The organism is Metasolibacillus fluoroglycofenilyticus, assembly GCF_003049645.1.
GTDB classification, from domain to species: Bacteria; Bacillota; Bacilli; order Bacillales_A; family Planococcaceae; genus Metasolibacillus; species Metasolibacillus fluoroglycofenilyticus.
In genome coordinates, this window is record NZ_PYWK01000001.1 from 1,696,930 (window position 1) to 1,718,955 (window position 22,026).

Annotated in this window: 24 protein-coding genes, 1 riboswitch and 1 other annotated feature; of the genes, 4 read left to right on the top strand and 20 right to left on the bottom strand. The window is 35.9% G+C overall.

The window, feature by feature from the left end; all coding sequences use genetic code 11:
- Positions 1-434: 434 nt before the first annotated feature.
- Both C9J36_RS07900 and C9J36_RS07905 read right to left on the bottom strand, forming a co-directional pair.
- Positions 435-1,985, bottom strand: coding sequence for a solute symporter family protein (locus tag C9J36_RS07900; protein ID WP_066163105.1), 1,551 nt, complete (start codon positions 1,983-1,985; stop codon positions 435-437).
- Between the two features lie 2 nt (positions 1,986-1,987).
- A complete protein-coding gene (locus C9J36_RS07905; protein WP_066163103.1) occupies positions 1,988-2,323 on the bottom strand; it encodes a DUF485 domain-containing protein in 336 nt (111 codons plus the stop codon).
- Positions 2,324-2,788: 465 nt separating this feature from the next.
- Here C9J36_RS07905 and C9J36_RS17500 point away from each other — a divergent pair, with 465 nt between their 5' ends.
- Complete coding sequence (locus tag C9J36_RS17500; protein ID WP_082798923.1) at positions 2,789-2,953, top strand: DUF2197 domain-containing protein; 165 nt, start codon at positions 2,789-2,791, stop codon at positions 2,951-2,953.
- A 235-nt stretch (positions 2,954-3,188) separates the two neighbouring features.
- Here C9J36_RS17500 and arsC read toward each other — a convergent pair whose 3' ends face one another.
- From arsC to C9J36_RS07940, 6 genes are all read right to left on the bottom strand, one after another.
- Positions 3,189-3,608, bottom strand: a complete 420-nt coding sequence (arsC, locus tag C9J36_RS07915; RefSeq protein ID WP_107942743.1) for an arsenate reductase (thioredoxin) — start codon at positions 3,606-3,608, stop codon at positions 3,189-3,191.
- Between the two features lie 15 nt (positions 3,609-3,623).
- Positions 3,624-4,679, bottom strand: a complete 1,056-nt coding sequence (gene arsB / locus C9J36_RS07920; protein ID WP_107942744.1) for an ACR3 family arsenite efflux transporter — start codon at positions 4,677-4,679, stop codon at positions 3,624-3,626.
- Positions 4,672-4,998, bottom strand: coding sequence for an ArsR/SmtB family transcription factor (locus C9J36_RS07925; protein ID WP_066163097.1), 327 nt, complete (start codon positions 4,996-4,998; stop codon positions 4,672-4,674). Before C9J36_RS07925 ends, arsB begins: the two co-directional genes overlap by 8 nt.
- Positions 4,999-5,460: 462 nt before the next feature.
- Positions 5,461-5,946, bottom strand: coding sequence for a peptide ABC transporter substrate-binding protein (locus C9J36_RS07930; RefSeq protein WP_107942745.1), 486 nt, complete (start codon positions 5,944-5,946; stop codon positions 5,461-5,463).
- 33 nt (positions 5,947-5,979) lie between these two features.
- The gene (locus C9J36_RS07935; RefSeq protein ID WP_107942746.1) at positions 5,980-6,450 is read right to left on the bottom strand and encodes a GNAT family N-acetyltransferase; all 471 of its coding nucleotides are present in this window, start codon (positions 6,448-6,450) and stop codon (positions 5,980-5,982) included.
- Between the two features lie 83 nt (positions 6,451-6,533).
- Positions 6,534-7,520, bottom strand: a complete 987-nt coding sequence (locus tag C9J36_RS07940; protein ID WP_066163087.1) for a zinc-dependent alcohol dehydrogenase family protein — start codon at positions 7,518-7,520, stop codon at positions 6,534-6,536.
- Positions 7,521-7,941: 421 nt separating this feature from the next.
- On the opposite strand from C9J36_RS07940, the gene C9J36_RS07945 reads away from it, so the two are divergent.
- On the top strand, positions 7,942-9,312 hold the full coding sequence (locus C9J36_RS07945; RefSeq protein WP_107942747.1) for a nucleoside-diphosphate sugar epimerase: 1,371 nt from the start codon (positions 7,942-7,944) through the stop codon (positions 9,310-9,312).
- Between the two features lie 101 nt (positions 9,313-9,413).
- Here the strand turns inward: C9J36_RS07945 and C9J36_RS07950 are convergent, their stop codons facing one another.
- On the bottom strand, positions 9,414-11,120 hold the full coding sequence (locus tag C9J36_RS07950; RefSeq protein ID WP_201261898.1) for a putative bifunctional diguanylate cyclase/phosphodiesterase: 1,707 nt from the start codon (positions 11,118-11,120) through the stop codon (positions 9,414-9,416).
- A gap of 433 nt (positions 11,121-11,553) precedes the next feature.
- Between C9J36_RS07950 and C9J36_RS07955 the strand changes: the two genes are divergently transcribed.
- On the top strand, positions 11,554-11,709 hold the full coding sequence (locus C9J36_RS07955) for a transcriptional regulator (protein ID WP_066163079.1): 156 nt from the start codon (positions 11,554-11,556) through the stop codon (positions 11,707-11,709).
- Between the two features lie 84 nt (positions 11,710-11,793).
- Here C9J36_RS07955 and C9J36_RS07960 read toward each other — a convergent pair whose 3' ends face one another.
- From C9J36_RS07960 to C9J36_RS07990, 6 genes are all read right to left on the bottom strand, one after another.
- Positions 11,794-12,762 (bottom strand): tyrosine recombinase XerC, encoded by a 969-nt coding sequence (locus C9J36_RS07960; RefSeq protein ID WP_107942749.1) that lies wholly within the window; start codon positions 12,760-12,762, stop codon positions 11,794-11,796.
- Positions 12,743-13,936: an MFS transporter gene (locus C9J36_RS07965; RefSeq protein WP_107942750.1), complete on the bottom strand. Its 1,194-nt coding sequence runs from the start codon at positions 13,934-13,936 to the stop codon at positions 12,743-12,745. The genes C9J36_RS07960 and C9J36_RS07965 overlap by 20 nt, the downstream gene beginning before the upstream one ends.
- Positions 13,937-13,989: 53 nt before the next feature.
- Positions 13,990-14,236: a binding site (T-box leader), on the bottom strand.
- Between the two features lie 93 nt (positions 14,237-14,329).
- Positions 14,330-14,788: a DinB family protein gene (locus C9J36_RS07975; protein ID WP_107942752.1), complete on the bottom strand. Its 459-nt coding sequence runs from the start codon at positions 14,786-14,788 to the stop codon at positions 14,330-14,332.
- A gap of 387 nt (positions 14,789-15,175) precedes the next feature.
- Positions 15,176-16,897, bottom strand: coding sequence for a SulP family inorganic anion transporter (locus tag C9J36_RS07980; RefSeq protein ID WP_107942753.1), 1,722 nt, complete (start codon positions 16,895-16,897; stop codon positions 15,176-15,178).
- Positions 16,898-16,926: 29 nt separating this feature from the next.
- Positions 16,927-17,265, bottom strand: a complete 339-nt coding sequence (locus C9J36_RS07985; protein WP_107942754.1) for an ArsR/SmtB family transcription factor — start codon at positions 17,263-17,265, stop codon at positions 16,927-16,929.
- A 135-nt stretch (positions 17,266-17,400) separates the two neighbouring features.
- Positions 17,401-18,543 carry a 3-phenylpropionate MFS transporter gene (locus C9J36_RS07990; RefSeq protein ID WP_107942755.1) on the bottom strand — a complete coding sequence of 381 codons (1,143 nt, stop codon included), beginning with the start codon at positions 18,541-18,543 and terminating at the stop codon, positions 17,401-17,403.
- Positions 18,544-18,625: 82 nt separating this feature from the next.
- Here C9J36_RS07990 and yeiL point away from each other — a divergent pair, with 82 nt between their 5' ends.
- Positions 18,626-19,285 (top strand): transcriptional regulator YeiL, encoded by a 660-nt coding sequence (gene yeiL / locus C9J36_RS07995; protein WP_107942756.1) that lies wholly within the window; start codon positions 18,626-18,628, stop codon positions 19,283-19,285.
- A gap of 207 nt (positions 19,286-19,492) precedes the next feature.
- Here yeiL and C9J36_RS08000 read toward each other — a convergent pair whose 3' ends face one another.
- From C9J36_RS08000 to ant(6), 5 genes are all read right to left on the bottom strand, one after another.
- On the bottom strand, positions 19,493-19,684 hold the full coding sequence (locus tag C9J36_RS08000) for a hypothetical protein (RefSeq protein WP_107942757.1): 192 nt from the start codon (positions 19,682-19,684) through the stop codon (positions 19,493-19,495).
- Between the two features lie 194 nt (positions 19,685-19,878).
- Complete coding sequence (locus C9J36_RS08005; RefSeq protein WP_066163055.1) at positions 19,879-20,190, bottom strand: DMT family transporter; 312 nt, start codon at positions 20,188-20,190, stop codon at positions 19,879-19,881.
- The gene (locus tag C9J36_RS08010) at positions 20,190-20,522 is read right to left on the bottom strand and encodes a DMT family transporter (protein ID WP_066163053.1); all 333 of its coding nucleotides are present in this window, start codon (positions 20,520-20,522) and stop codon (positions 20,190-20,192) included. Before C9J36_RS08010 ends, C9J36_RS08005 begins: the two co-directional genes overlap by 1 nt.
- A 58-nt stretch (positions 20,523-20,580) precedes the next feature.
- Positions 20,581-20,680, bottom strand: a riboswitch (guanidine-I (ykkC/yxkD leader).
- A 69-nt stretch (positions 20,681-20,749) separates the two neighbouring features.
- Positions 20,750-21,142 (bottom strand): hypothetical protein, encoded by a 393-nt coding sequence (locus tag C9J36_RS08015; protein ID WP_066163051.1) that lies wholly within the window; start codon positions 21,140-21,142, stop codon positions 20,750-20,752.
- A gap of 1 nt (position 21,143) precedes the next feature.
- Complete coding sequence (gene ant(6) / locus C9J36_RS08020; RefSeq protein WP_107942758.1) at positions 21,144-22,001, bottom strand: aminoglycoside 6-adenylyltransferase; 858 nt, start codon at positions 21,999-22,001, stop codon at positions 21,144-21,146.
- Positions 22,002-22,026 lie beyond the last annotated feature (25 nt).

Here is a 22,026-nt window from a genome sequence, read left to right on the forward strand (position 1 = left end):
AATCTTATCCCCCCAATTTCGTCTAAAATTACTGCTTATTGTATGTAAATTTCTCTATCAAGAATTTACAATTTTCATTCTATTTTACCGTTCACAAAATTGCAATAGTTTTTGAAAAAATTATGTGAAAAAAATTTTTAGAAAAATAACTTGAGCGAGAAAATTTATAAAGTGAGGGGAGAAAAAAATGAATTTCCGAGGAAGACATTATTTTAAAAATGTTGATATATCAAGGTTAATATAGAACTTGACAAACAATATCTTTTCGTAAAAGAGAATATTTTTGTGTTTTCGACCGATTTTTAACCCTTTTAAAAAGGTGATTTTCGAAAGCGATTTACCTAAAATTAATATAGTCTAATAAGTTTTTTTGTCAATTTATATACTAAAAAAACAACAAGTCATCTTTTAATAAAAAAAGATGACTTGACAAATTAATGTGTCACATCTGACACAGATATTCCTGTATTTGCCTTAACTCGTATTTCCTTGAAAATAATTTCTGACTCTTTCTGTTTTTGCTTAGTCGTTGATAAAATTGTCCCTAAATAACCCGCAAGAAAACCTAATGGAATCGTAATAATAGCTGGTACAGCTAAATTAACTAAAGGTTTCCCAACAAAAATCGCCGTACCTGCCTCACTCCAAACATTCGGACCTAATGCACCAAGTATTAAGCAAGAAACCAAACCTGTTACAATGGATGCTACTGCACCTGTAGAATTAAACTTCTTCCAGTAAATTGTGTACAAAATCACAGGTAAATTTGCCGAAGCACCAATGCAGAAGGCAAATGACACTAAGAAGGAAACATTCAAGCTTTGCGCGAACAGCGCTAGAATAATTGAAACAATTGCGATTGAAATAGAACCAAGACGAGCTGCAATGACTTGTTGCTTTTCTGTTAGCTTACCATCTTTAATAATTTCACCATAAATATCGTGTGAAATAGCGGAAGCACCTGTTAATACTAGCCCTGATACAACCGCTAAAATTGTAGCAAATGCTACAGCACTAATAAATGATAATAAAATATTGCCACCTAAAAACTCTGCAAGTAGCGGAGCAGCGGTATTTCCAGCAGCGCTAGCAGCCTTAATTGCGTCAAAACCGACAAAATGCATCGCACCAAAGCCTAAGAAAATTGTCAGCGAGAAGAAAATCGCTGTAATCCAAGTAGCAAATGAAATAGAAGTTCTTGCTGTTCTTGCATCTTTTACTGTAAAGAAGCGCATTAAAATATGCGGTAAGCCAGATGTTCCTAATACAAGGGCCATCATCATCGATACAGAATCAATTGTTGATGTATATTTTATACCTGGCACTAAATATTCCTTCCCATGATCCTGTGCAATCGTATCAAACATTTTTACTAGATTAAAATCAAACTTATAGAATACTAAAATTGCAAGAAGGGCAGTACCGAATAGCAATAAGCCAGCTTTAATAATTTGCACCCAGCTTGTTGCCGTCATGCCACCAAACAATACGTATGTTGTCATCATCACACCAACAATTAACACAGCAATCCAATATTCGATACCAAATAATAGCTTGATTAATGCACCAGCACCTACAAGCTGGGCAATCATATAGAAAATAACGATAATAATCGTTCCCGTTGCTGCAACTCCACGCACTCGTTTTTCATTAAAGCGGGCTGTAAGCATATCTGCTAATGTATAGCGTCCTAAATTACGCATTGGCTCTGCGATGACATATAGCAATACTAGATTTGCCACAACATAACCGACAGAAAAGAAGAAGCCATCAAAGCCAGTTAAAGCAATCGCACCAGATACGCCTAAAAACGCTGCAGCGGATAAATAGTCACCTGCAATTGCAAAGCCATTTTGCCAGCCAGTTAGACCGCCACCAGCCGTATAAAAATCACTAGCAGAGGAAGTTCTTTTCGCCGCAATATACGTAATAATTAATGTTAATCCAACAATCCCAAGAAAAAAGCCGGTTGATACTAAATTCATGATTATTTTCCTCCTTTATATTCAGCTAATACTGCCTGTGCTTGACGATCAAACTTTGCAGCGATTTTTCCATAAACCGTGCATAGCACAACAGTCATAATAAAGAGGGCAGCAGAGTATACCCATACCCAAGTAATTGAGCCAACCGCATTCTGTTGTAGAACAGTAGTGAAGGCTAATATCGGTAAAAAGATATAAATTGTTAAAAATACTGCAGTAATCGTGAATAACAGCTTATTCTTTTTCTTCACAAACGTGTTAAAGGACTCCATTTGATTAATTTTCTCATAGTTAATCTCATTGCTTTTGTTACTTTTTGTTGCTAAAACAGTGCTCATAAATATCCCCCTAATTTTTAATTTCACTAAGCTGGCATAAGCCAAATTCATGTTAGAAGTTATTTTAGGAGAAATTTATTTTGTTTGCAATACCATTTTTCTAATATTCAGAAATTAAAGTAATTGAAATAACCATAGAATTATCAAGGTTTATAGACTAAAACACAAATGAGTAAATCTTTAAAAATATTTTATAATGCTATAATAAAGACAATATTATTTATTTAAGCGCAGAAAATTTATACATAAAGCACAAAATAATATTTCGTTATGCTAAAGGTCGAAAGCAGAACTGAAATTACATTTGTTATATAACACCAATGAAAATGATAAAAATTTGCTATGAAAAAATTTTTATTTTTTAGGAAAAAAGAAGCTATTCGATTTATTTGTATGAGTAGACTAAAATAAAGGTAGGAGTGCCTATAATACAATCAAAAAATGTGGAACGTAGGAGGATGCGTTATGTTTTATTACGAGATAACATGCTCTAGCTGTAAAAATAAATTCAAAGTATATGAAGATTCATTAAGGTTTCGACAGTTAAAAGAAAGAACGCATAGCATTTTTCGCTGCGATGAATGCTACAGCAAAATACGGATGGATGCGATTAAAAACTTCTTTAGGTAGCAGCTATAAAATAAATGGCTCACTAAAAGACATTAGTAATTAAAATTGAAATTTTTTGTTTCATCTCAATATTCAAAGTATACTTTATACTGACACGTAACTTCCTATAATTTATATTATGTAAACTAAAAACTGAGTTAAAAGGACTGCTAGCTTTCACTAACAGTCAATGAATCAACAACATGAATTTAGTTTATCAGCTAGCATTTAACTAGACGTAACGATGAAATGCTGCTTAGTTTTGTTCCTCCACCACAAATCGCTCGATGCGTTTTCCAATAGCATCACGTACAGTTTGGAATACAGCCCACTTTTCTTCGTCTGTACCTGTCGCTTTTGCTGGGTCTTCAAAGCCCCAATGCTCTTGACGAACATGTGAAGGCGCAATCGGACATTTATCGGCGGCATCTCCACATAGAGTCACCACTAATGTTGCTGTATTTAATGTTTCCGTATCAACTAAGTCCGATGTATGGCTTGATATATCAATATCTACCTCCGCCATCGCTTGAACAGCCTTCAGATTGACCCCATGTGCTTCAATGCCAGCGCTTTTTACCGTCCAATCGGAGGGCAATAATTTTCTAGCCCAGCCTTCCGCCATTTGGCTACGGCAAGAATTCCCTGTACATAAGAAATAAAGTGTTTTTGTCATGTTCATTGCTCCTTATCAATTATTAGTTTTAAAGTATTTTTTCTGCCAACGTAAGGCAACCCATACAAGCCCGATGAGAACAGGTACTTCAACAAGCGGTCCAATAACTGTCGCAAACGCCACACCACTGTGAAGCCCAAACACACCTACGGCTACGGCAATTGCTAGTTCAAAGTTGTTACTTGCAGCTGTAAATGAAAGCGCTGCTGTAACAGGATAGGATGCGCCAGCTTTGCGTGAAGAAAAGAATGAAACAATAAACATAATGACAAAATAAATGAATAATGGAATTGCGATACGCACTACATCAAATGGGAGCTCGACTAGTTTCTCACCTTTTAAAGCAAACATCATCACAATCGTAAATAGCAGTGCAATTAAAGTAAGTGGTGAAATCTTTGGTAAGAACTTTTCCTCATACCACTCTTTCCCTTTTGTTTTGATACCAATCCAACGTGTGAGGAAACCTGCAGCAAACGGAAGCCCTAAATAAATCAACACGCTCTTTGTAATTTCCCACATGGAAATGGATACGTGGAAGTTTTTTAAACCAAACCAACCAGGCAATACATTTAAGAAAAAGTACGCAAATATCGAATAGGTTACGATTTGGAAAATAGAATTAAAGGCAACTAGACCAGCGACGTATTCGCGATCCCCTCGTGCTAAATCATTCCACACAATGACCATCGCAATACATCGTGCTAGCCCAATCATAATGAGTCCAGCCATATACTCTGGATAATCATGCAAGAAAATAATCGCCAAAAAGAACATTAAGAATGGGCCAAGTAACCAATTCTGAAAAAGCGATAGTAAAAGCACTTTCCAGTCTTTAAATACACGCCACATTTCCTCATATTTTACTTTTGCTAATGGTGGATACATCATCACAATAAGTCCTAGAGCAATCGGTATTGATGTTGTACCAATCGACATAGCTTCTAGTGCTTCCCCAATATCGGGTATTGTCACACTTAATACAACACCTATGCCCATCGCAACAAATATCCAAAGAGTAAGGTAACGATCAAGAAAGGACAATTGTTTTACTAAAGAATCATTACTCATTAATATTTCCTCCTACATGACAACAATCAGAAATACAATTGCAGCTAGTTAAAGGTTGGATTTGTTCTAAAATGCCTCTCATCAATGGCGTTTGTTCCTCCACTAAACGATAATGTTTCCAAGTCCCCACTTTTCGTTCCGTAATAATGCCTGCCTCCTTTAATTTCCGTAAATGTTGACTCACAGCAGGTTGCGAAATCTCTAAAATATCCACAAAATCACATACACATACCTCCCCATTCTTCATGCATGCAAGCAATTTGATACGATTCAAGTCGGCTGCTGCTTTTAATTGTTTTTCAATTAATGTGTTTTCCATGAATTTGCCCTCCCTATATAAGTATTTACTTATATATAATTTTAAATAAAATCACCCAGATGAATGGTGATTACATTTGTATATAACTATATACTTATATTATGCGAACTCAAAAATAAATACAAGGACTATTTCCTATTTATGCAGTTACTCCAAAGTTTTTCGTATGATGCTTGTATTCATCTTGCCTCCTATAGAGGTAGAAGATTTCTGTATCTGTTGCTACGTTTTCGAAACAAAAAGCGATTAAAACAATGAAACTACAGAAGTGACACCTTCACATTTTATTTTGTATAAAAAAACTTGAAGGAAACGTCCCTCCAAATTTTTTTACTAGCACAAGCATTGAAATTTTGTAATTTCAGCATAAAAATAGCTTAGTTCGTCAAATAAAACTAAGCCATTTTATCATTTTCTTCATTTTAAAATTTTCAACAAAAGCAACCACCAACACAATAATATTTAACTAATCCAAATCATTTTCACATCTTTAAATAGCCACTTATTATCTTTATAATGAACTGTAAGTTTTATTCCAACAGCCCCAAGACCCGAGCGATATTTGGAACCTTCAAAAAGGATTTCGTTGTTTGCTTTAAAATCAACTTTTTCGATTTTTAGAAGTACACCGTTCAAAGCAAGTGTATCCGCATCATATAATCCTTGTTCTTTTAGTTGCTCAAAGGTAGCATCCATTACTTCAACTTTGTATTTTTTCTTAAAATAACTTAAAATTGCTTCTTTATCACTTTCACCCACTTCATCAAAGTTGCTCATATCAATCGCTATATATTTTATCGCATCGCTTAATGCTGCATCGTGCTCCATAATGGTGTCCAGTGCAATGCTATATATTTCTGCTAGATGCTCTATTGGCTTTACCTCATTGCTACAAGCAGAAAGAAATAATGTTAGGGCAAACAAAATGCTACAATATTTTAACTTCAACTCCCCCTCTTTTTTGTTATAATTTCCCCTATTTCAATATAAATGATAACTCATTACAATCAGCTCGCCCTTTTCCCCCATTTTTCGGACACCTTCATCAACAAAGCCACATTTTTTGTACAGTTCCTGTGCCGGTATATTTTTAAGATTAACAGCTAATACGATTTCATTTACTTCACCAAAGTTCTTTTTAATAAATTCAGGTAAAAGTATTAATGCATTTTTCGCATAGCCTTTTCCTTGGTGGCGGAAATCAGTTGAAAATGCCCTGACTAATATTGCATGATGATTATTGGAATAGGGTTTTACGCCTTCATTTTTATGTAAATCGAAAAAAGTGACAAGTTCTTTATCTTCTATCGCTAAGATTGAATATCTATCGGAATCTTCATTGGATAATTTGATGCATTCTTTAGGATGACTAGTGTAATGAAGCTGTTCCTCAGTCAATTCATAGTGGTCGATATTATTTTTGAATCTGTCCTCGTAAAAATAAAGTTGCATTGCTATATCCCCCTTTCAGAACGTTTGTTTCTATACTTTAGCACTTTTATTTGTATTGTTCAATTAAAGGATTTGCTTTTAATCTAAATCAAAAAAACTTTCCCCATTCGATTTTGTACAGTTTCTACATAATGTACTGCCTCTTTTACATTTATTAAATTAAACTCGGCTACTGCTGGCATTAAAGTTAGTTGTTGTCGCTCTATTAACGCGGTAATTTGCTGAAAAGTGTTTTGCCAATGTGCGACGGATATGCTTTTATTCCAATGACGCAAATGGAATATTTTGGCGTTCACCTGTGCTTCCTTAGCAATTTTTGCCCAATCAACTTGAATGCCTGATAGCAAACCAATCGTTAAAAATTGACTTTGAGGTCGCAAGCAAAACGCAAGCTCTGTTCCGGGACTACCACCGATGGAATCGATAGCAGCATTTGCTCCCGCACCATTTGTCAACGTCATAACAGTTTCCTGTAAGCTATTTTCTGTTGTATTAATAACATGAGATGCACCTAATTTTAATAACTGCTCTGTGTACGTATTACTACGAGTAATGGCAATTAAGCGAAAACCTAATACCTTTGATAATTGTGCAAAAATATGACCAATTGCAGAGCCGCAAGCATTAACGAGCAGCACGTCTGTTGGCTTCAGCATTAATATTTCTGTACAAATAACCCATGCTGTTATTGGATTTATATACATTTGAGCAGCTGTAAAATTGTCTATCGTATGTGGTACTGGAATAGCAAGGTTTGCGGGTGCTTTCACATATTCCTGCCATGTGCCTTCTCCTCTTAAAGGTAAAACCCGTTTACCAATAAGACTTTTGCAGGCGGAAGCTCCAACCTTCTCTACGATTCCAACACCTTCATAGCCTGGTATCGCGGGTAAAGAAATTCGATGCGCATAAGACCCTCTAATCGGTATTAAATCAGAGGGATTAATGGGTCTAGCTAACATACGTACTAACACTTCATCACTTGCCAGTGGTTGAATCATTGTTTCGTCAACTACTAATACATCTTCAGGACTGCCAAATTTCTTGAAAGAAATATATTTTCTATTCATAACTGTTCCTCCTTTGTTAAAAGCGTAGCATTTTTATCTTTTCTAGTAAATTTTCAAAAAATAAATTGGATCTAAGCAAGAAACTGTCTTAAAACCGAAGACACCTTACTTTTCCAATTGATTCTTTAAAGACTAAAATTGTATAATTTTAAATGCATTCTAAATTAACCATATATGGGAAGGTGAATAATAAATGAATCACCTTATAAACATACAAGGATTATTGGAAGCTATTTTTCATACCTATTTTAATATTTTTTCTATTACTATAAATTAAAGCAATTTCTCAAACGAATTTAAAAAGGCTCATTAATAGCGAAAATTTTATATAGTCGCTTTGGTATTGCTCAAAACCACTGCTATGCGGCGCTTTCCTACACATTTAGATTATTACGGTATATAATAGCTTAGGGGGTTCGATATGCTAAAAATTAAACAAATTGATTTTATAAAAGCTGTTTATGATGACTCGATGTCACATAATATTTTTTCTATCGCTAATATTACTTTTTCAAATTATGAGCCTATTCATGGTGCATTGTTATATTGGTGTCGCAATTCGACAAACGGCGAGTACACTGCGGAAGGCGACTATAAATTTTTTTATGATATGGCCAACGTCACGTACTTTGCTTCAGTAAAGTTTCCAAAGCATGTACGCTTGACGAGAGACCAAAAACAGGAGCTTGCTTATATATTATTAGAGGAACGAGGCTCAATTGGTTCATATAGCTTCCCTACTCATATAAACCGTCGTAAATATGATATTGAAAAGGAATATAATGCACTAACTTTCCCGGAAAATTTTAATCCGGCAACGATTGAACCGATACTTAAGCAAGTATCGATGAAGCAGGTGCTCGAAATTCAACAACAGCACCCACATTTGAGTAAACGCTTTATTAGACAATATATTAGCTGGCGCTCGCGTGCAGCGCAAATGCATATCAATGATTTAGAGCCGTACTTACACATGATAAGCTTTGAGCATCTCTGCTTAACAAATCCATATTTAACAGAGCAGTATTTAATCGAGCATTTAGAGCAGCTTGCACCAACTTTGCAATATAATTATCCTGTGCTAAATCGTTTGTCTAGCTCATTTAAGCAGTATTTGATTGATTTTTTACAGCAGCAACAAATCCCATTTAACGAGGATTTTGCAAATAAACTAGAGCAGTTTATTGCAGACGACCATTTCTATATGGATAAAGAAGTTACGTATTTTGAATTTGAAGAATTTGAAGAGGAAATGGAGCTACAATTTTTTGAATATGATGTAGGACCAAATAAATGGAGTGGTAGTGAGCATTTAGTAAAGGGGATTCCATCATTAGCTTGTCAAAAATATGATCAATATGGCTTTAAAAGAAAGACAAATAAAGAAATGGATACGCTGATTGCTACGGTTAGTCAGACTCAATTAGACTTACTATGTGCGGTTTTAGAGCCACATTGGTTGCATCGTTATCGCAATAAATTAAACTGGACGAAAATTTGCCGCTATAATCGCTATTTGGCTGAGGATTTTATTTTAGCGCATCTCAAGTTTATTGATTTTGAAGCACTTGGCGAGCATACGAGCTGCCAATTGTCCGAGGAATTTATGCTGAAATATATGAAGCGCTTCAACCATAAAAATCCTGTACCAGTTGTGCTGCGAAATTTAACAGTCCCTCTTTATGAGGCTTATAAGGATACGATTAAAATAAACTTGCAACTACTGCATAAATACAGCACCTCTATTGCAAAGGAAGAGCTTATACAGCTTGAAAAATTGCTGTCGGAATAGAACGAAGGCTAACAATCGAGCACATGTCAGTAGTTAATACGGAATAAAATAACTTTACACAGAAAAAGGCTGTTGGGAAATGGAGCTTTCCCAGCAGCCTTTTATTCTACATTACGTGTTTCTTCAATCAATTTCGTTAATTTATCCACAGGCAACGGTTTGCTAAAGAAATAGCCCTGTACAGATTTACAATTATGCTTTTTTAGGACATCTAATTCTTCAGATTGTTCAACGCCTTCAGCAACTACATTTAAGTTCAATGCGTGTGCTAGTGAAATGATAGCAGCGACCATTGATTCACCTGAAGATGTTGTGCGGATGTTTTGAATAAATGTACGATCGATTTTTAATGCATCGAATGGGAATTGGCGTAAATAGCTTAATGATGCATAGCCTGTTCCAAAGTCATCTAGCGATATTTCAATGCCCATTTTTTTCATCTCTTTAATTTTTTCGATTAACTCATCCGTATAGTCCATCATCGACATTTCTGTAATTTCAATTTCTAAATGCTGTGGATTCGCCTGAGTTTCTTCTAATATTTCTTCTAGGCGTGAAATAAAGGTTGTTTCTGCAATATGAATTGGAGAAATATTAACCGCAACACGTAAATCACTATTATATGCCTCATTCCATTTTTTTATTTGAGCCGTCGCTTTGCGTAATACCCACTCCCCAATCGCAGATATTAAACCACATTGCTCTGCGAATGGAATGAATTGATCCGGTGGCATAATACCTAATTCTTGATCATTCCAGCGAATTAATGCCTCCATCCCCGTCATTACATTATCCTGAATATTATATTTAGGCTGATAATGAAGCTCGAAGCTGTCATCTCGTATTGCTTGATGGATTTTTGTCTCAAGATGAAGCAAACGATCATCAATACCTTTCATATTTGCTTCAAATACGACATAACTATTTCTGCTTTTTTGTTTTGCGGCATACATGGCAATATCTGCACAGCGAAGCAGTTTGGATATTGTATTGCCGTGGTCTGGGAATATGCTAATCCCCATGCTGACACTAATATAAAATTCATAGTCGTAAAAATTAAAACTTTCTTTGCATAGATTAATGATATTTTGTGCTGCTGCTTTAATTTGTGAAACGTCCTTTAAAACATAGACAAATTCATCACCATTTAGTCGGAAAACAGCATTTCTTTCATCATCGATACTCATCAAACGTTTGGCAAAGACTTGTAAAAACATATCGCCAACCTTATGCCCAAGGCCATCATTAATATTTTTAAAACGGTTTATATCAATAAAAAACAAGGCAAATTTCGATTGTTTTTTTCGGGCGTTTTCCATTTCCTTTTCCAAGGTATTCAATAGACTTCGGCGGTTTGGTAATCCTGTTAAATCATCATGGAAGGCAAAATGCGTATATTTTTTTATATTTTTTTGGGCCGTTATATCCGTGCGTATAGAAATATATTGAAACGGCTTCCCTTTGTCATTTAAAAATGGAACGATTGTCGTTTGTACCCAATAAAGCGAGCCATCCTTTGCGCGGTTACAAACCTCCCCACTCCATGTTTCCCCTTTGCCAATTGTGCGCCATAGTTCTTTAAAAAAAGCTTTCGAATGATGTCCAGAATTTAAAATGCGGTGATCTTGTCCAATTAATTCAGCACGACTATACTTGGAAATTTGGCAAAATCGGTCATTTACATTTGTAATAATGCCTTTGCCATCTGTAACCGCAAGGATTGCTGATTGATCTAATGCCGCTTTTATATCTTTAAGCTCCTCATAAGTAAGCTCCATATTCGTTAAAATATGAGAGTCATTCGTCATTATAAGTTTCTCCCCGTTCATAAGTTACTCAATAATTGAGATTTAGACAAAAATACACTATATATAAGTATAATCTATTGCCTTTCTACTATTCAATAGTGATTTAAAGACTATCAATATTAATATAGTACTAGACTTCTCAGTTTTGTAACAATTTGTTGATTGTCCATACTGTGATAACAGTTAACCGACCTACGTCACTTCGGCATTTCTTCAAAATTTGTGACATGCACTGAAGCTTAGGCCAACACGACTAAGTTCTTTTTTATTAGCAGGTGTTTGGACACCGACTGAAGTTTATAGAACAATAATTATATTATGTAAACTATTTCAATGTAAGAATTTTCTGAAACAAACTATTGACACGTATCTTTTTCTGTACTATATTAAATACAGATAAATAATACTGTTATAATACAAAGGAGTGTTTTTAATGTCAATGTATCGTGAAGGCTATGAGCATTATTTAGAAAAATGTGAGCAGTTTGGGATTGAGCCTGTTAATTTTCATTTTTACTTAATACAGCTATCTCAAGAGCAGCTAGTATCATTCACAGAACAGGCACGCACATTGCGAGCGGGTATTTAAGCATGAATAATCTCGCCGCCGTCATAGAACGTAAATAAAACAAACTTTATGACTTTGAAATGTCCATAAAGTTTGTTTTTTGCATCAATCATTTAATGGGTGATTTTTCATAACCTCTTGAATTTGTTCATCCTCAATATGCGTATAAATTTGTGTTGTTGCAACACTTGAATGCCCTAATATATGCTGTAGGCTACGAATATCTGCCCCCGCTCGGTACATTAATGTTGCGGATGTATGGCGCAGCTTGTGTGGCGATAGCTTTTCCTTATTCAATGTTGCTGTATTCAATTGCTTTATAATTTTGGCGATGGACTGTCTTGCAAAGCGCGTCCCCTTCTGTGAAACAAAAAGCGGCTCTGCTCCATCTCCTTTATATGTATGGCGCGTCGGTAAATATTGCTGCAACGCATCATAGCAACGCTCATTCATAAAGACTGTTCTTTCCTTATTCCCCTTCCCCATAACTGTAATATGCTGCCCCTGAATCGATTGTAAATTTAGTGAGCATAGCTCGGTTACACGGATGCCGAGGTTTAAGAAAAACATCACAATGCAATAATCACGTTTGCTATAAGGCTGTGTTGTCGTTGCAGCAATAAGTTGCTGAGCCTCTTGTAAACTTAAATATACTGGTGTTTTTTTGCCGATTTTTGGTGTTTCTAGTTCTTCTGCTGGATTTTCCTCAATTAAGCGGCGCTTGCCTTTTAAATATTTGAAAAATGATTTTAATGTCGCTACTTTGCGTGCGCGTGCAGCCGATGAATTTCCTCGCTGTACCTCGCAATACTCCATAAACAAATATAAATCCTCCAGCGTAATTTCCCTAATCGTTTCAATTGTAACATCAGAAATATCTATCTTTTGTAAATTCTTTATCGTAATATCCTGCTCAATTGCCTTTAAAAATCTGAAAAATAATACTAAATCATATTCATATTCTTTGCGTGTTCTCTGTGATTTTCCTGTAATTGTCGTTAAATACACTAAAAAATCCTTTAAAATTTTCGGAAGCACAACATTCACCTCTCCCTTAGTATACAGCACTTCCATTGCCCTTTCGATACTTGATATAATAAGCGCCATATAACAATGTCAGCATCCATAATAAACAAGTACCAAACAGCACGAGTGCGCGTAATGCGAAAATTTGTGTACCTATAGTAAATAGTAGTAATACAGCAATTGTAGTCATTGCCTCAATCAAGCTAAAAATAGCAATAAATCTCCCTAAAATCGCCAATGGCAATGCTTTTTGAATATATGTCGTAAAACCAACATTCACAAAGCTAATAGCAAAGGACAATATAAAAAATCCGACTGCTGCTAGCCACCAATTATTAGCTAATCCATAGAGTAAATAGCCAATACTGCAAAATAACAGACCATAAAACATTGCTGTTATTGGTTTTACTAGCCATTTTATATTACAAATTGAGCCAATAATAAATCCTGCACCAGCTACGCTGACAAGCAATCCATAGGAGCCTTCTGTTAGTTGTAATGTCGCTGTTGCAAAGGCGGCTTCTAGCGAATCAATTGCTGTTAAACATACGATAAAAAAGCCATTCATAATAAAAATCGAGCAAACATAAAGATGCTTCCTTGCATATGAACGTACGTCAATCCAATCTGATTTAATCAACTTAAAAGTAATGCGTTCGCCAATTATTATGTTGCTCGTAATATTATTTGGACATTTGCTAAAGAATAACATCGCAATCATTAAAGCTATTATATTTATAATAATAGCTAGTTTGGCTGTACCAATAAAGAAAAGTAGTCCAGCTATCATAGGACCTAATATAAATCCTGCTGACTGTGTCATGCTTCTCCATCCATTAAAGCGTTGTTGCTCATTTTGGACAATCACTTTTGTTGAATAAACAAATACAGCATTTGTATAAATGGCTGTAAATATTGAAATGAAAAAGGTTAGTAAATAAATGGTGAACAGATGAGTAGTAATTACTAAAATAAGCATCAATACGACTCTTGAAAGATATAAATAAATAATCAGCCTTTTTATATTCACTCGGTCAACAAAAGAGCCTGCCCAACTATTTGTTAATAGCGTGGCGATTGGTACAAACAAATAAAGAATAGTAACGCTTGCTGGCGAATTTGTAATTGCCAGGACAATTAAGTTTAATGCAATAAAGTAAATCCACTCACCAATATTAGCGATGAATAAACTGATGATTAAATAAATTTTTACCCGTGTCATAAAGTCTCCTCCTTATTTGAGCAATAAAAAATCCCATCTCCTAAGATATTTATCTTAGGGACGGAATCGACTTTGCGACACGTGTTGCCACCCTATTTCACATAATTATCGCTAATTATGCCTCTATCAGTACAATCATACTGCGCCTCTATAACGGGAGAGACCCGTCACATCATCATGCACTCAATCCGATGTGCTACTCCAAGCCTTGCTTCAGCTTCCATCCACCTGCCCGCTTGCACCATCCCGAGCTCTCTGTTAAGGCTTCCGAAAACTTACTCTTCTCTTCAATGTATTTTATTGATTTTAGCATAATGGTATTCTGGTTGTCTATATGATTTTCTAAAACCATAATAAAGTTCCCAAATTCATATTTGGGAACTTTATTATTACTCAACATTTAATGATTCTCTTTATTTGTCCCATATGATGCAAATCATGCTCCATTAGCCCCTTAAAATAGCTAGATAAAGTGAGCGTAGATTGATTAATTTTGATTTCAGCAAACCAGAGCTCCCGCGGTATTTCCCTTAGCCATTCCACTAATTGAATACGACCATTTAAAAATGCATCAATAACAAAAATCACTTCTATTTCCCTAGCTGTTAAAGCAGCTTGTTCATTAAAAATAACAACATCAGGCCCAGCAGGAAAAGCATTTCTCCTAAAGAAATATGGGATTCTATCACGTAGCACAAATTCATCCCACGCAGCAAGGTGACCTATAATTTCTACGGAAGACCACTTCCCTTCAGAAATAGGTTTTCGCAATAGCCGCTTATCTAACGTAAGCAAAAAACAGGCAAATTCCATAAAATCAAGATGATGCTTAATAATTTCTGTTTTAACCAACAATACTCCCCCTAAAAGGAACACTTGTTCTCTATTTGCGAAATCGCATTCTAACGAAGTGAGAATCGTTCGAATGTATAATGGTACACTTCACTTCGTCTAAAGGCATTATGAAATATGCTCTCTTCTCCATATTTTACATGATAAATTTGTATGATAAAATAGAAAAAGCTGGACGTTGAAAGGAGCTTTCGGAATGTCAAAACGAAAGATTGTGATTTTGGGTGCTGTCATCATTTTATGTATTGCAACAATACTCGACATTGTATATAAAGGATTATTTTATCAATTCATTACGAAAATTTTTAAGTGAGAAAGCTTGAATCGAAAAAGCCAAACTTCTCAGTAAATTGAGAAGTTTGGCTTTTCCCTTTATTATTCAGAAAGTTATATTTCTCCTTTTGATAATCTCGTACATTCTCTAAAGGCGAAATGCTGGCAGCCGATGCATTTATTTTTATCTAAAAAACCAAGTGCTACATCAATCGCCTGCCCTGTATGCTCAAAAAAGTTTTCACTGCCAATTTCATTAAACAAGCCACTTTTCTTCATTACGGTTGTTAAGCGCGGCTGCAACCCCGTTAAGAGAAGTGTACCTCCTTGTAGCTTAAACTGCTGTACGATTTGACTAAAGTAGGCTTCCCCAGTTGTATCCATAAAGGGAACTTTGCTCATGCGCAAAATTAATACTTTCGGTCTTGTAGTTAAGTTTGTTAAAATCGTTTGTTCAAATTCTTGTGCTGCACCAAAAAATAACGGTCCCTCAATTGTATATATACTAATTTGCGGACAATCACGCTCTCTATTGACAACATGCGGCTGTACTTTAGCATTTTTTCTTGAATGATCGGGCAAAACTTTATAAATTGCAGGTACATCTATCATTTGCTTTGTAAATAGAATAAGAGCTAGCACTAACCCTACCTCAACAGCTATTGTTAAACTCGTAAATACCGTCAATAAAAATGTGACAATTAAAACAAGTGAATCCGCTGATTTTAGCTTCAAAATATGGATAAAATGATGGCGCTCACTCATATTCCATGCTACAACCATTAAAATAGGTGCCATGCTCGCAAGCGGAATATGCGAGGCGTATGGTGCAAATAATAAAAGCACTAACAGTACAAAAATTCCATGCACTACACCCGATATTGGCGAAGTAGCGCCACTTTTAATATTCGTAGCAGTTCGCGCAATCGCCCCCGTCGCAGGTATACCACCAAACAGCGGTGTTACGATATTTGCCAATCCTTGACCTAAAAGCTCCTTATTGCTGTTATGCCTTGTATTTGTCATACCATCTGCAACAACTGCTGATAAAAGTGACTCAATCCCACCTAACATTGCAATGACAAAGGCTGGCCCAATAAGTCGTTCGATGCGCTCCCATGTTATTTCAAGCATTTGAAATTGTGGTAGCGTATTTGGTATTACACCATACGCCGAGCCAATTGTAGGTAATTGCCCTGAAAAAAAGATTAGTGCCACAATTGTCGAAATGATGATACCCGCTAATGAAGCAGGTACTTTCGGCAAAACTTTTGGCGTGATTAAAATGATTGCCAAACAAAGAACAGCGATGACAAGATTATAAATATTGAGCGTATGAATATGGCTGAGTAGCTCCTTCATATTTGCTATAAATTTTTCATGCTTTTCGATGCCTGTCAGCCCTAAAAAGCTGGCAATTTGCCCTGTGAAAATAATAACTGCAATACCCGTGGTAAAGCCGATTGTCACAGGACGCGGAATGAATTGTATTAAAGAACCTAATTTAAGCAGACCCATTAAGCAAAGAAGAATACCTGCCATTAAGCCCGCGAGCAATAAATCCTCATAGCCATAACTAATAACTACTCCTAATAAAATAGGAACAAAAGCACCCGTTGGACCACCAATTTGATATTTAGAACCACCGAACAATGCAATAATAATACCAGCGATACACGTTGTATAAATACCGTATTCTGGCTTTACTCCTGATGCAATCGCAAAGGACATTGCAAGTGGAATCGCCACTATACCTACAATAAGTCCAGATAAAAGATCTTTTCGAAAACGCGCTAACGAATATCCTTTAAACCTTCCTTTTTGCAGCTTCTCCATTTCCAAACCCTTCTTTTCATTTTAATTTATTAGCTTTCGCTATCGGCATCCTCTAATTCTTCTAGCATTGAAATTGTATCAATTAAATGATTATTGAAAATCCTTTTTGTCACGTTGAGTAAATCTAAAATCATTGGGTCTCTAAGAGAATACAAAACTCGTTTGCCATCCTTTGTACCGACAACGATATTTTTCGCTCGCAGTACACTAAGTTGCTGCGAAATAGCCGAGCCTTCTTTATTTAAGGCTTCTTGAATTTCCTGTACACTTTTCTCTCCCTCTGATAAAAGTTCAAGTATATGTATACGTAAAGGATGTGCTAATGCTTTGAAAAAATCTGCTTTAAATTGCTGTAGCTCCCCTCCCATTGTATCCCTCCATTTCATCTCACCAATATACATATTCAAACTTTTGAATATGTATATATGATACCTCTTAATCTCTTAATTTTCAATGTAAAAAGCGCTAAACTCCTTCTTTGTAAGGAAATTTAGCGCTGCAGTTTATATTTTTTTCTTTAAATAAAATGACAGGAATAACGCTGGTACTGTACAAATAATCATTCCTAAAAAGGCAAAGCGCGGTTCTATTTCATATAAATAGCCACCGAGCAATGTTAAAATAGCGGTGCTCCAGCTCATAGCAAAGGCATTGTACATCCCTTGTGCATTCGGAATTTGCTCTCTTCGTAAATGCTGTGTGAAAAATAAAATAACTGCATAATGCGCAAGGGCAAATGATACTGCATGCAATGATTGCGACAAAATAAAAATAGGTATTGATGGGATAAGCGATACCATTAACCAGCGCACCGTTGAACCAATTGCTGCTATAACAAGCAGGTTTGCAGGCTTCCAATGACCGAATAACCGATCAGATTTAGCAAAAAAGATAATTTCGAAAAACACACCGATATTAATAATCAGCCCGATATAATATTTTGAAACACCTAGCTCCTGCAAATAAATATAGCCATAATTATAATAAGAGGCATGTGCTCCTTGTAATAAAATTGCAATAATCAACACAATTAAAAAATTAGGTGTTTGCAATAGTTGCTTGATTGAAAATTTGCTAGCTCGACTTTCATTCGGCTTTTCTAATAATATCATCGGTGCTTGGCGCGTATTTAAAACAACAAAGAGCAGCAATCCTCCAAGCAACAGCCATACAATTGTTGTATCACCAAACTTCCCTGTGAGCAAGCTAACGATTAAAACCATTACAACAAATCCTAGGGAGCCATATGAGCGACTTTTACCATAGTGTAGTTGTCCATGCTGCACTAATACGCCTGCAACGCTATCCAAAGCCGGCATTAAAGCTGGATAAAAGAAACTAAACAATGATGTAACAATAAACAGGCTTGTAAAAGAGTTGGCTGGAACAAAAAGTAAAGCTGCTATCAACGATACAACAGCTAATACATTTAACACTCGTTTACTGCTCCATCTACTTGCAATATAAGGGAAAGCAAACATTGTTGAAAGCCCTCTAATCACTAAGCCAAAGCTCATAATCAAGCTTGCCTCAGGTACAGTTAGCCCCTTTGCTGAAACTAAAAACCCTGTCCAATATGGTAAAAAGATGCCCCATGTCATGTAAAAAGTAAAGAATTTTTGCGACATCCAGCGCTGATTATTCATTTCAAATCCCTCCATCTGTCTTGCATCATAGCACGCTTTCTTTTAAAATAATGTGAGATATCTCATGTTTAGGTGGTTTTCTATGCAAAATTTACAAAATGAAGAGCAAAAATACTATATTAAGCACTTTCCGATTCAACATTTATTTTCTTTTGATATAACAGATTTAGTGGAGGTACATCGTTTTGCACGCGGCGAATGGATTATTAAAGAAGGTCATTTTCCACAATATTTATATTACTTAGTCGAAGGAAAAGCAAAGGTTTATATGACACAGGAAAATGGCAAAGTTGCCTTAATTAGCTTCGCACAGCCAAACGCTTTTATTGGCGAGCTAGAGCTATTGGATGAAAATTATTATTCGAAAGGTGTGCAAACGATGACAACAACAATTTGTTTGGCACTGCCTATAGCAAAATGTAAAGGGGAGCTATTATCTGATGTCGTATTTTTACGCTATTTATGTACTTTTCTTGGTAATAAAACATCACAAATAACTGCCAAATTTTCAAAAAGCCTTGCTTACCCACTTGAAAATCGGCTAGCTGAATTTATTGTCCTTTCTGCAGATGCGGGAATTTATAAGGAAAAGCATACAGAGGTATGCGATTATTTAGGCGTGTCCTATCGCCATTTACTACACGTGCTCTCACAATTTTGTGAACAAGGCTTACTCGAAAAGCATGGACGTAGCTATATAATTACAAATATGAATGAATTACAGAGGCGAGGAATTATATAGAAAGAAGGAACTATGATTCGTCTAATTTGAAAATTAGGCTTCCATTTTGTATTAATAAAGGTTTTCATCGCTACTTTTTGATTGAAGATAAACACCGTTAAAGCAAGTGTTCATCACATTTTTAAAAGATACTCTCGATTTAGTTGCTGTCCAAAATGCTGTGCATAGCCCGCATTTTGGACAGCTCCATTTTCTAAATTTTTCGCTTTAATTAAAAATCTCATGTTCATGCCTTACTAATTTATGCTCAAAAAATTCCAAATCTTGCATAGTAGACATCTGTTCAAAACGAGAAGTAATTTCAGCATGATATTCAGATAAGCGTCTCGTTTGCTCATAAACAATATGCAGTTTTGCCTTCACACCATCTAATCGCTCATTTGTTTTTCTTTGCTCCACTTTGAATTCCCGGCATTTCCCTTTGCATCTCTCCTTGAATACCTTGTATGCTCGTCTGCATACTTGTTACCTTTTGTAGTACTGCCTCAAGAAGTTCCCGTTATGTTATGATGATTCCCTTTTTTGCATTTTTCCCATTTATAGAATACTAGATTTCAGAATTTCTAGCTGTATGTTTTCAATAAAGAGATAATTTACATTAATTTCAATCCGATTGTTGCGCCTAAAATCATGGAAATAAAGACGATACGTCGCCAGTCCTTCGACTCACCAAAAACAATCATGCCAAGGATTGCACCACCAGCTGCGCCAATGCCTGTCCAAATCGCGTAGGCTGTGCCCATTGGTAATGTTTCCATAGCAACTGCCAGTAATATAAAACTAAGCGCAAATGCACCAACCATATAAATAAAGGATGCGACATTACGCTTTTGATACATGCGCCCAATCATAAAGACGCCTAGCATTTCAAAAAGTCCTGCAAAAATTAATACAATCCAAGCCATTACGCATGCTCCTCCTTATCGCTAGATACAAGTTTAAGCCCAATAACACCCGCTAATAAAATGGCGATTAATAGTAGTTTACCTAACTGCACTGGTTCTCCGAATAACGCCATATCAGCTGTTACAGTTCCTGCAGTCCCTAGTCCAACAAATACTGCGTACACTGTCCCAACCGGCAGCTTACTTCCTGCCTGAATCATTAAGTAAAAGCTCACGATAATGCAAATGACTGTTGCAGTCCATTCAAGTGGCGTAGCTGCATGTTTTAATCCAATTACCCAACCTACCTCAAAAGCTGCTGCAATGATTACTTGAAGCCATGTGAAATTCATAATTAACTCCTCCTTAAAATGACAAAAAACCTGAGAGAACGGCTGTCGAAACAGCTAGTTCTCCCAGGCTTTTATCCTTCCGTGTAACACACATATATTGTGTGCGCCTTCTCTCGGACCAGGCTAGCAAATGCTACGGAACCCTAGAAAGCTTTCTGCAATTATTATCTCACAAAATGATGATTTTGCAAGTTTTTTTCAAAATCTGTGGCACCCGTTGAAAGAAGTTAAACAAAAATATTAATTGTCTGCCCTGAACGCTCGATTTTCCAATTAGATGAAACAAGTGCTGCAATTGCTTTCTCTGTTTCCTCATTTGCTGGTACGTTGTAGGCACCGAATTCTTGCAAATCATAGGTATTTTCTTCAATGCCAAAACGCATGCGCAAAATATTTTTCAAGCCATTGATTGTTAAAAATTTAACTTGATAACCTGTCGTGTATGCTTCTTTAAAAAGTTCCTTATTCGTATTGTAAAGCTGCTGTAATAATGAAAAATCCGATTTCATATCAGCAAATAATGTTAAGTCCTTTTTCTCTAGTTGCTCCGCCACTTGCTCATAGCCGTATTTTGGTCGTAAAGCTTCAATTAAATAAGCTTCCATTAATGAAATTGCCATTTCATCGTGCTCCTTTTTTGTATGTATTTTCAATCCATTTTGTAATATTTTCATCATAGTTTGGATAAGGATAGCCAAACGCTTGTGCCACTTTACGAGAAGTTTCGCGAAACATTTCGCAGCAAAGCTCAAAAGCGGTCCATGTTTGCGCTATACTCGCCGTTGCATATGTGCTTAACAATCTTTCATATTGTTGTGCTGGTAAATGTTGATGAATAAATTTGTAGTTTTTTCCTACGCTGAAAGAAAAGCCATTTTGAATGCCGATATCCCATGATAACATGCGTAATAGCTCTTGTCTTATATTATGATGCAAATGGTCAACGGCAAATAGAAATTCATTGCGCGCAAGTCCCTTTGCCACATATGTTGCAACGCTCCAAAACTCATTGCAGCAGTCATCGAAGCTTCGAGCGCTAGGCTTAGTGAGCCAGTATTTTTCGTCCGAAGGGACTATTGCTTGCTCGATGTGTCCATCCTTATCGAGTAATACCTCTATTAAGCCATCTGATTTTTGCAAATAACTTGTTAACTCTGTTAGAGGAATCAAGCTTAAATCCACTTTAATCCCATCAGCAAAATACATAATATAAGTAAAATAATTTTCAAATTCCGCAGGGAAAAGCTCCATGTCCTCTGGCTTTTGGACGAAAATAAGCTCACCAAACGCTCGCAGCCAGTCATCATTTTTCAAATAAGAGCTCATATTCGTTACAAAAAAGCTTACATCATAGTCTTGATAACTATCTTTTGGAATAGTATTGTTTGTTCTTGACCCTTCAAGCATTGAAATTCGAATGCGCTCATCCTCTGTAGCAAAATTCGAAAAAATCTGGAACATTTCTGCCTCTGTACGCAAATTATCTCTCCTTTTTGAAAGCTTA

Bases quoted from the DNA above. Each gene is read 5' to 3' on its own strand.
- C9J36_RS07900 (WP_066163105.1), bottom strand. From the start codon at position 1,985: ATGAATTTAGTATCAACCGGCTTTTTTCTTGGGATTGTTGGATTAACA.
- C9J36_RS07905 (WP_066163103.1), bottom strand. From the start codon at position 2,323: ATGAGCACTGTTTTAGCAACAAAAAGTAACAAAAGCAATGAGATTAAC.
- C9J36_RS17500 (WP_082798923.1), top strand. From the start codon at position 2,789: ATGTTTTATTACGAGATAACATGCTCTAGCTGTAAAAATAAATTCAAA.
- arsC (WP_107942743.1), bottom strand. From the start codon at position 3,608: ATGACAAAAACACTTTATTTCTTATGTACAGGGAATTCTTGCCGTAGC.
- arsB (WP_107942744.1), bottom strand. From the start codon at position 4,679: ATGAGTAATGATTCTTTAGTAAAACAATTGTCCTTTCTTGATCGTTAC.
- C9J36_RS07925 (WP_066163097.1), bottom strand. From the start codon at position 4,998: ATGGAAAACACATTAATTGAAAAACAATTAAAAGCAGCAGCCGACTTG.
- C9J36_RS07935 (WP_107942746.1), bottom strand. From the start codon at position 6,450: ATGCAACTTTATTTTTACGAGGACAGATTCAAAAATAATATCGACCAC.
- C9J36_RS07940 (WP_066163087.1), bottom strand. From the start codon at position 7,520: ATGAATAGAAAATATATTTCTTTCAAGAAATTTGGCAGTCCTGAAGAT.
- C9J36_RS07945 (WP_107942747.1), top strand. From the start codon at position 7,942: ATGCTAAAAATTAAACAAATTGATTTTATAAAAGCTGTTTATGATGAC.
- C9J36_RS07950 (WP_201261898.1), bottom strand. From the start codon at position 11,120: ATGACGAATGACTCTCATATTTTAACGAATATGGAGCTTACTTATGAG.
- C9J36_RS07955 (WP_066163079.1), top strand. From the start codon at position 11,554: ATGTCAATGTATCGTGAAGGCTATGAGCATTATTTAGAAAAATGTGAG.
- C9J36_RS07960 (WP_107942749.1), bottom strand. From the start codon at position 12,762: ATGGAAGTGCTGTATACTAAGGGAGAGGTGAATGTTGTGCTTCCGAAA.
- C9J36_RS07965 (WP_107942750.1), bottom strand. From the start codon at position 13,936: ATGACACGGGTAAAAATTTATTTAATCATCAGTTTATTCATCGCTAAT.
- C9J36_RS07980 (WP_107942753.1), bottom strand. From the start codon at position 16,897: ATGGAGAAGCTGCAAAAAGGAAGGTTTAAAGGATATTCGTTAGCGCGT.
- C9J36_RS07985 (WP_107942754.1), bottom strand. From the start codon at position 17,265: ATGGGAGGGGAGCTACAGCAATTTAAAGCAGATTTTTTCAAAGCATTA.
- C9J36_RS07990 (WP_107942755.1), bottom strand. From the start codon at position 18,543: ATGAATAATCAGCGCTGGATGTCGCAAAAATTCTTTACTTTTTACATG.
- yeiL (WP_107942756.1), top strand. From the start codon at position 18,626: ATGCAAAATTTACAAAATGAAGAGCAAAAATACTATATTAAGCACTTT.
- C9J36_RS08005 (WP_066163055.1), bottom strand. From the start codon at position 20,190: ATGGCTTGGATTGTATTAATTTTTGCAGGACTTTTTGAAATGCTAGGC.
- C9J36_RS08010 (WP_066163053.1), bottom strand. From the start codon at position 20,522: ATGAATTTCACATGGCTTCAAGTAATCATTGCAGCAGCTTTTGAGGTA.
- C9J36_RS08015 (WP_066163051.1), bottom strand. From the start codon at position 21,142: ATGGCAATTTCATTAATGGAAGCTTATTTAATTGAAGCTTTACGACCA.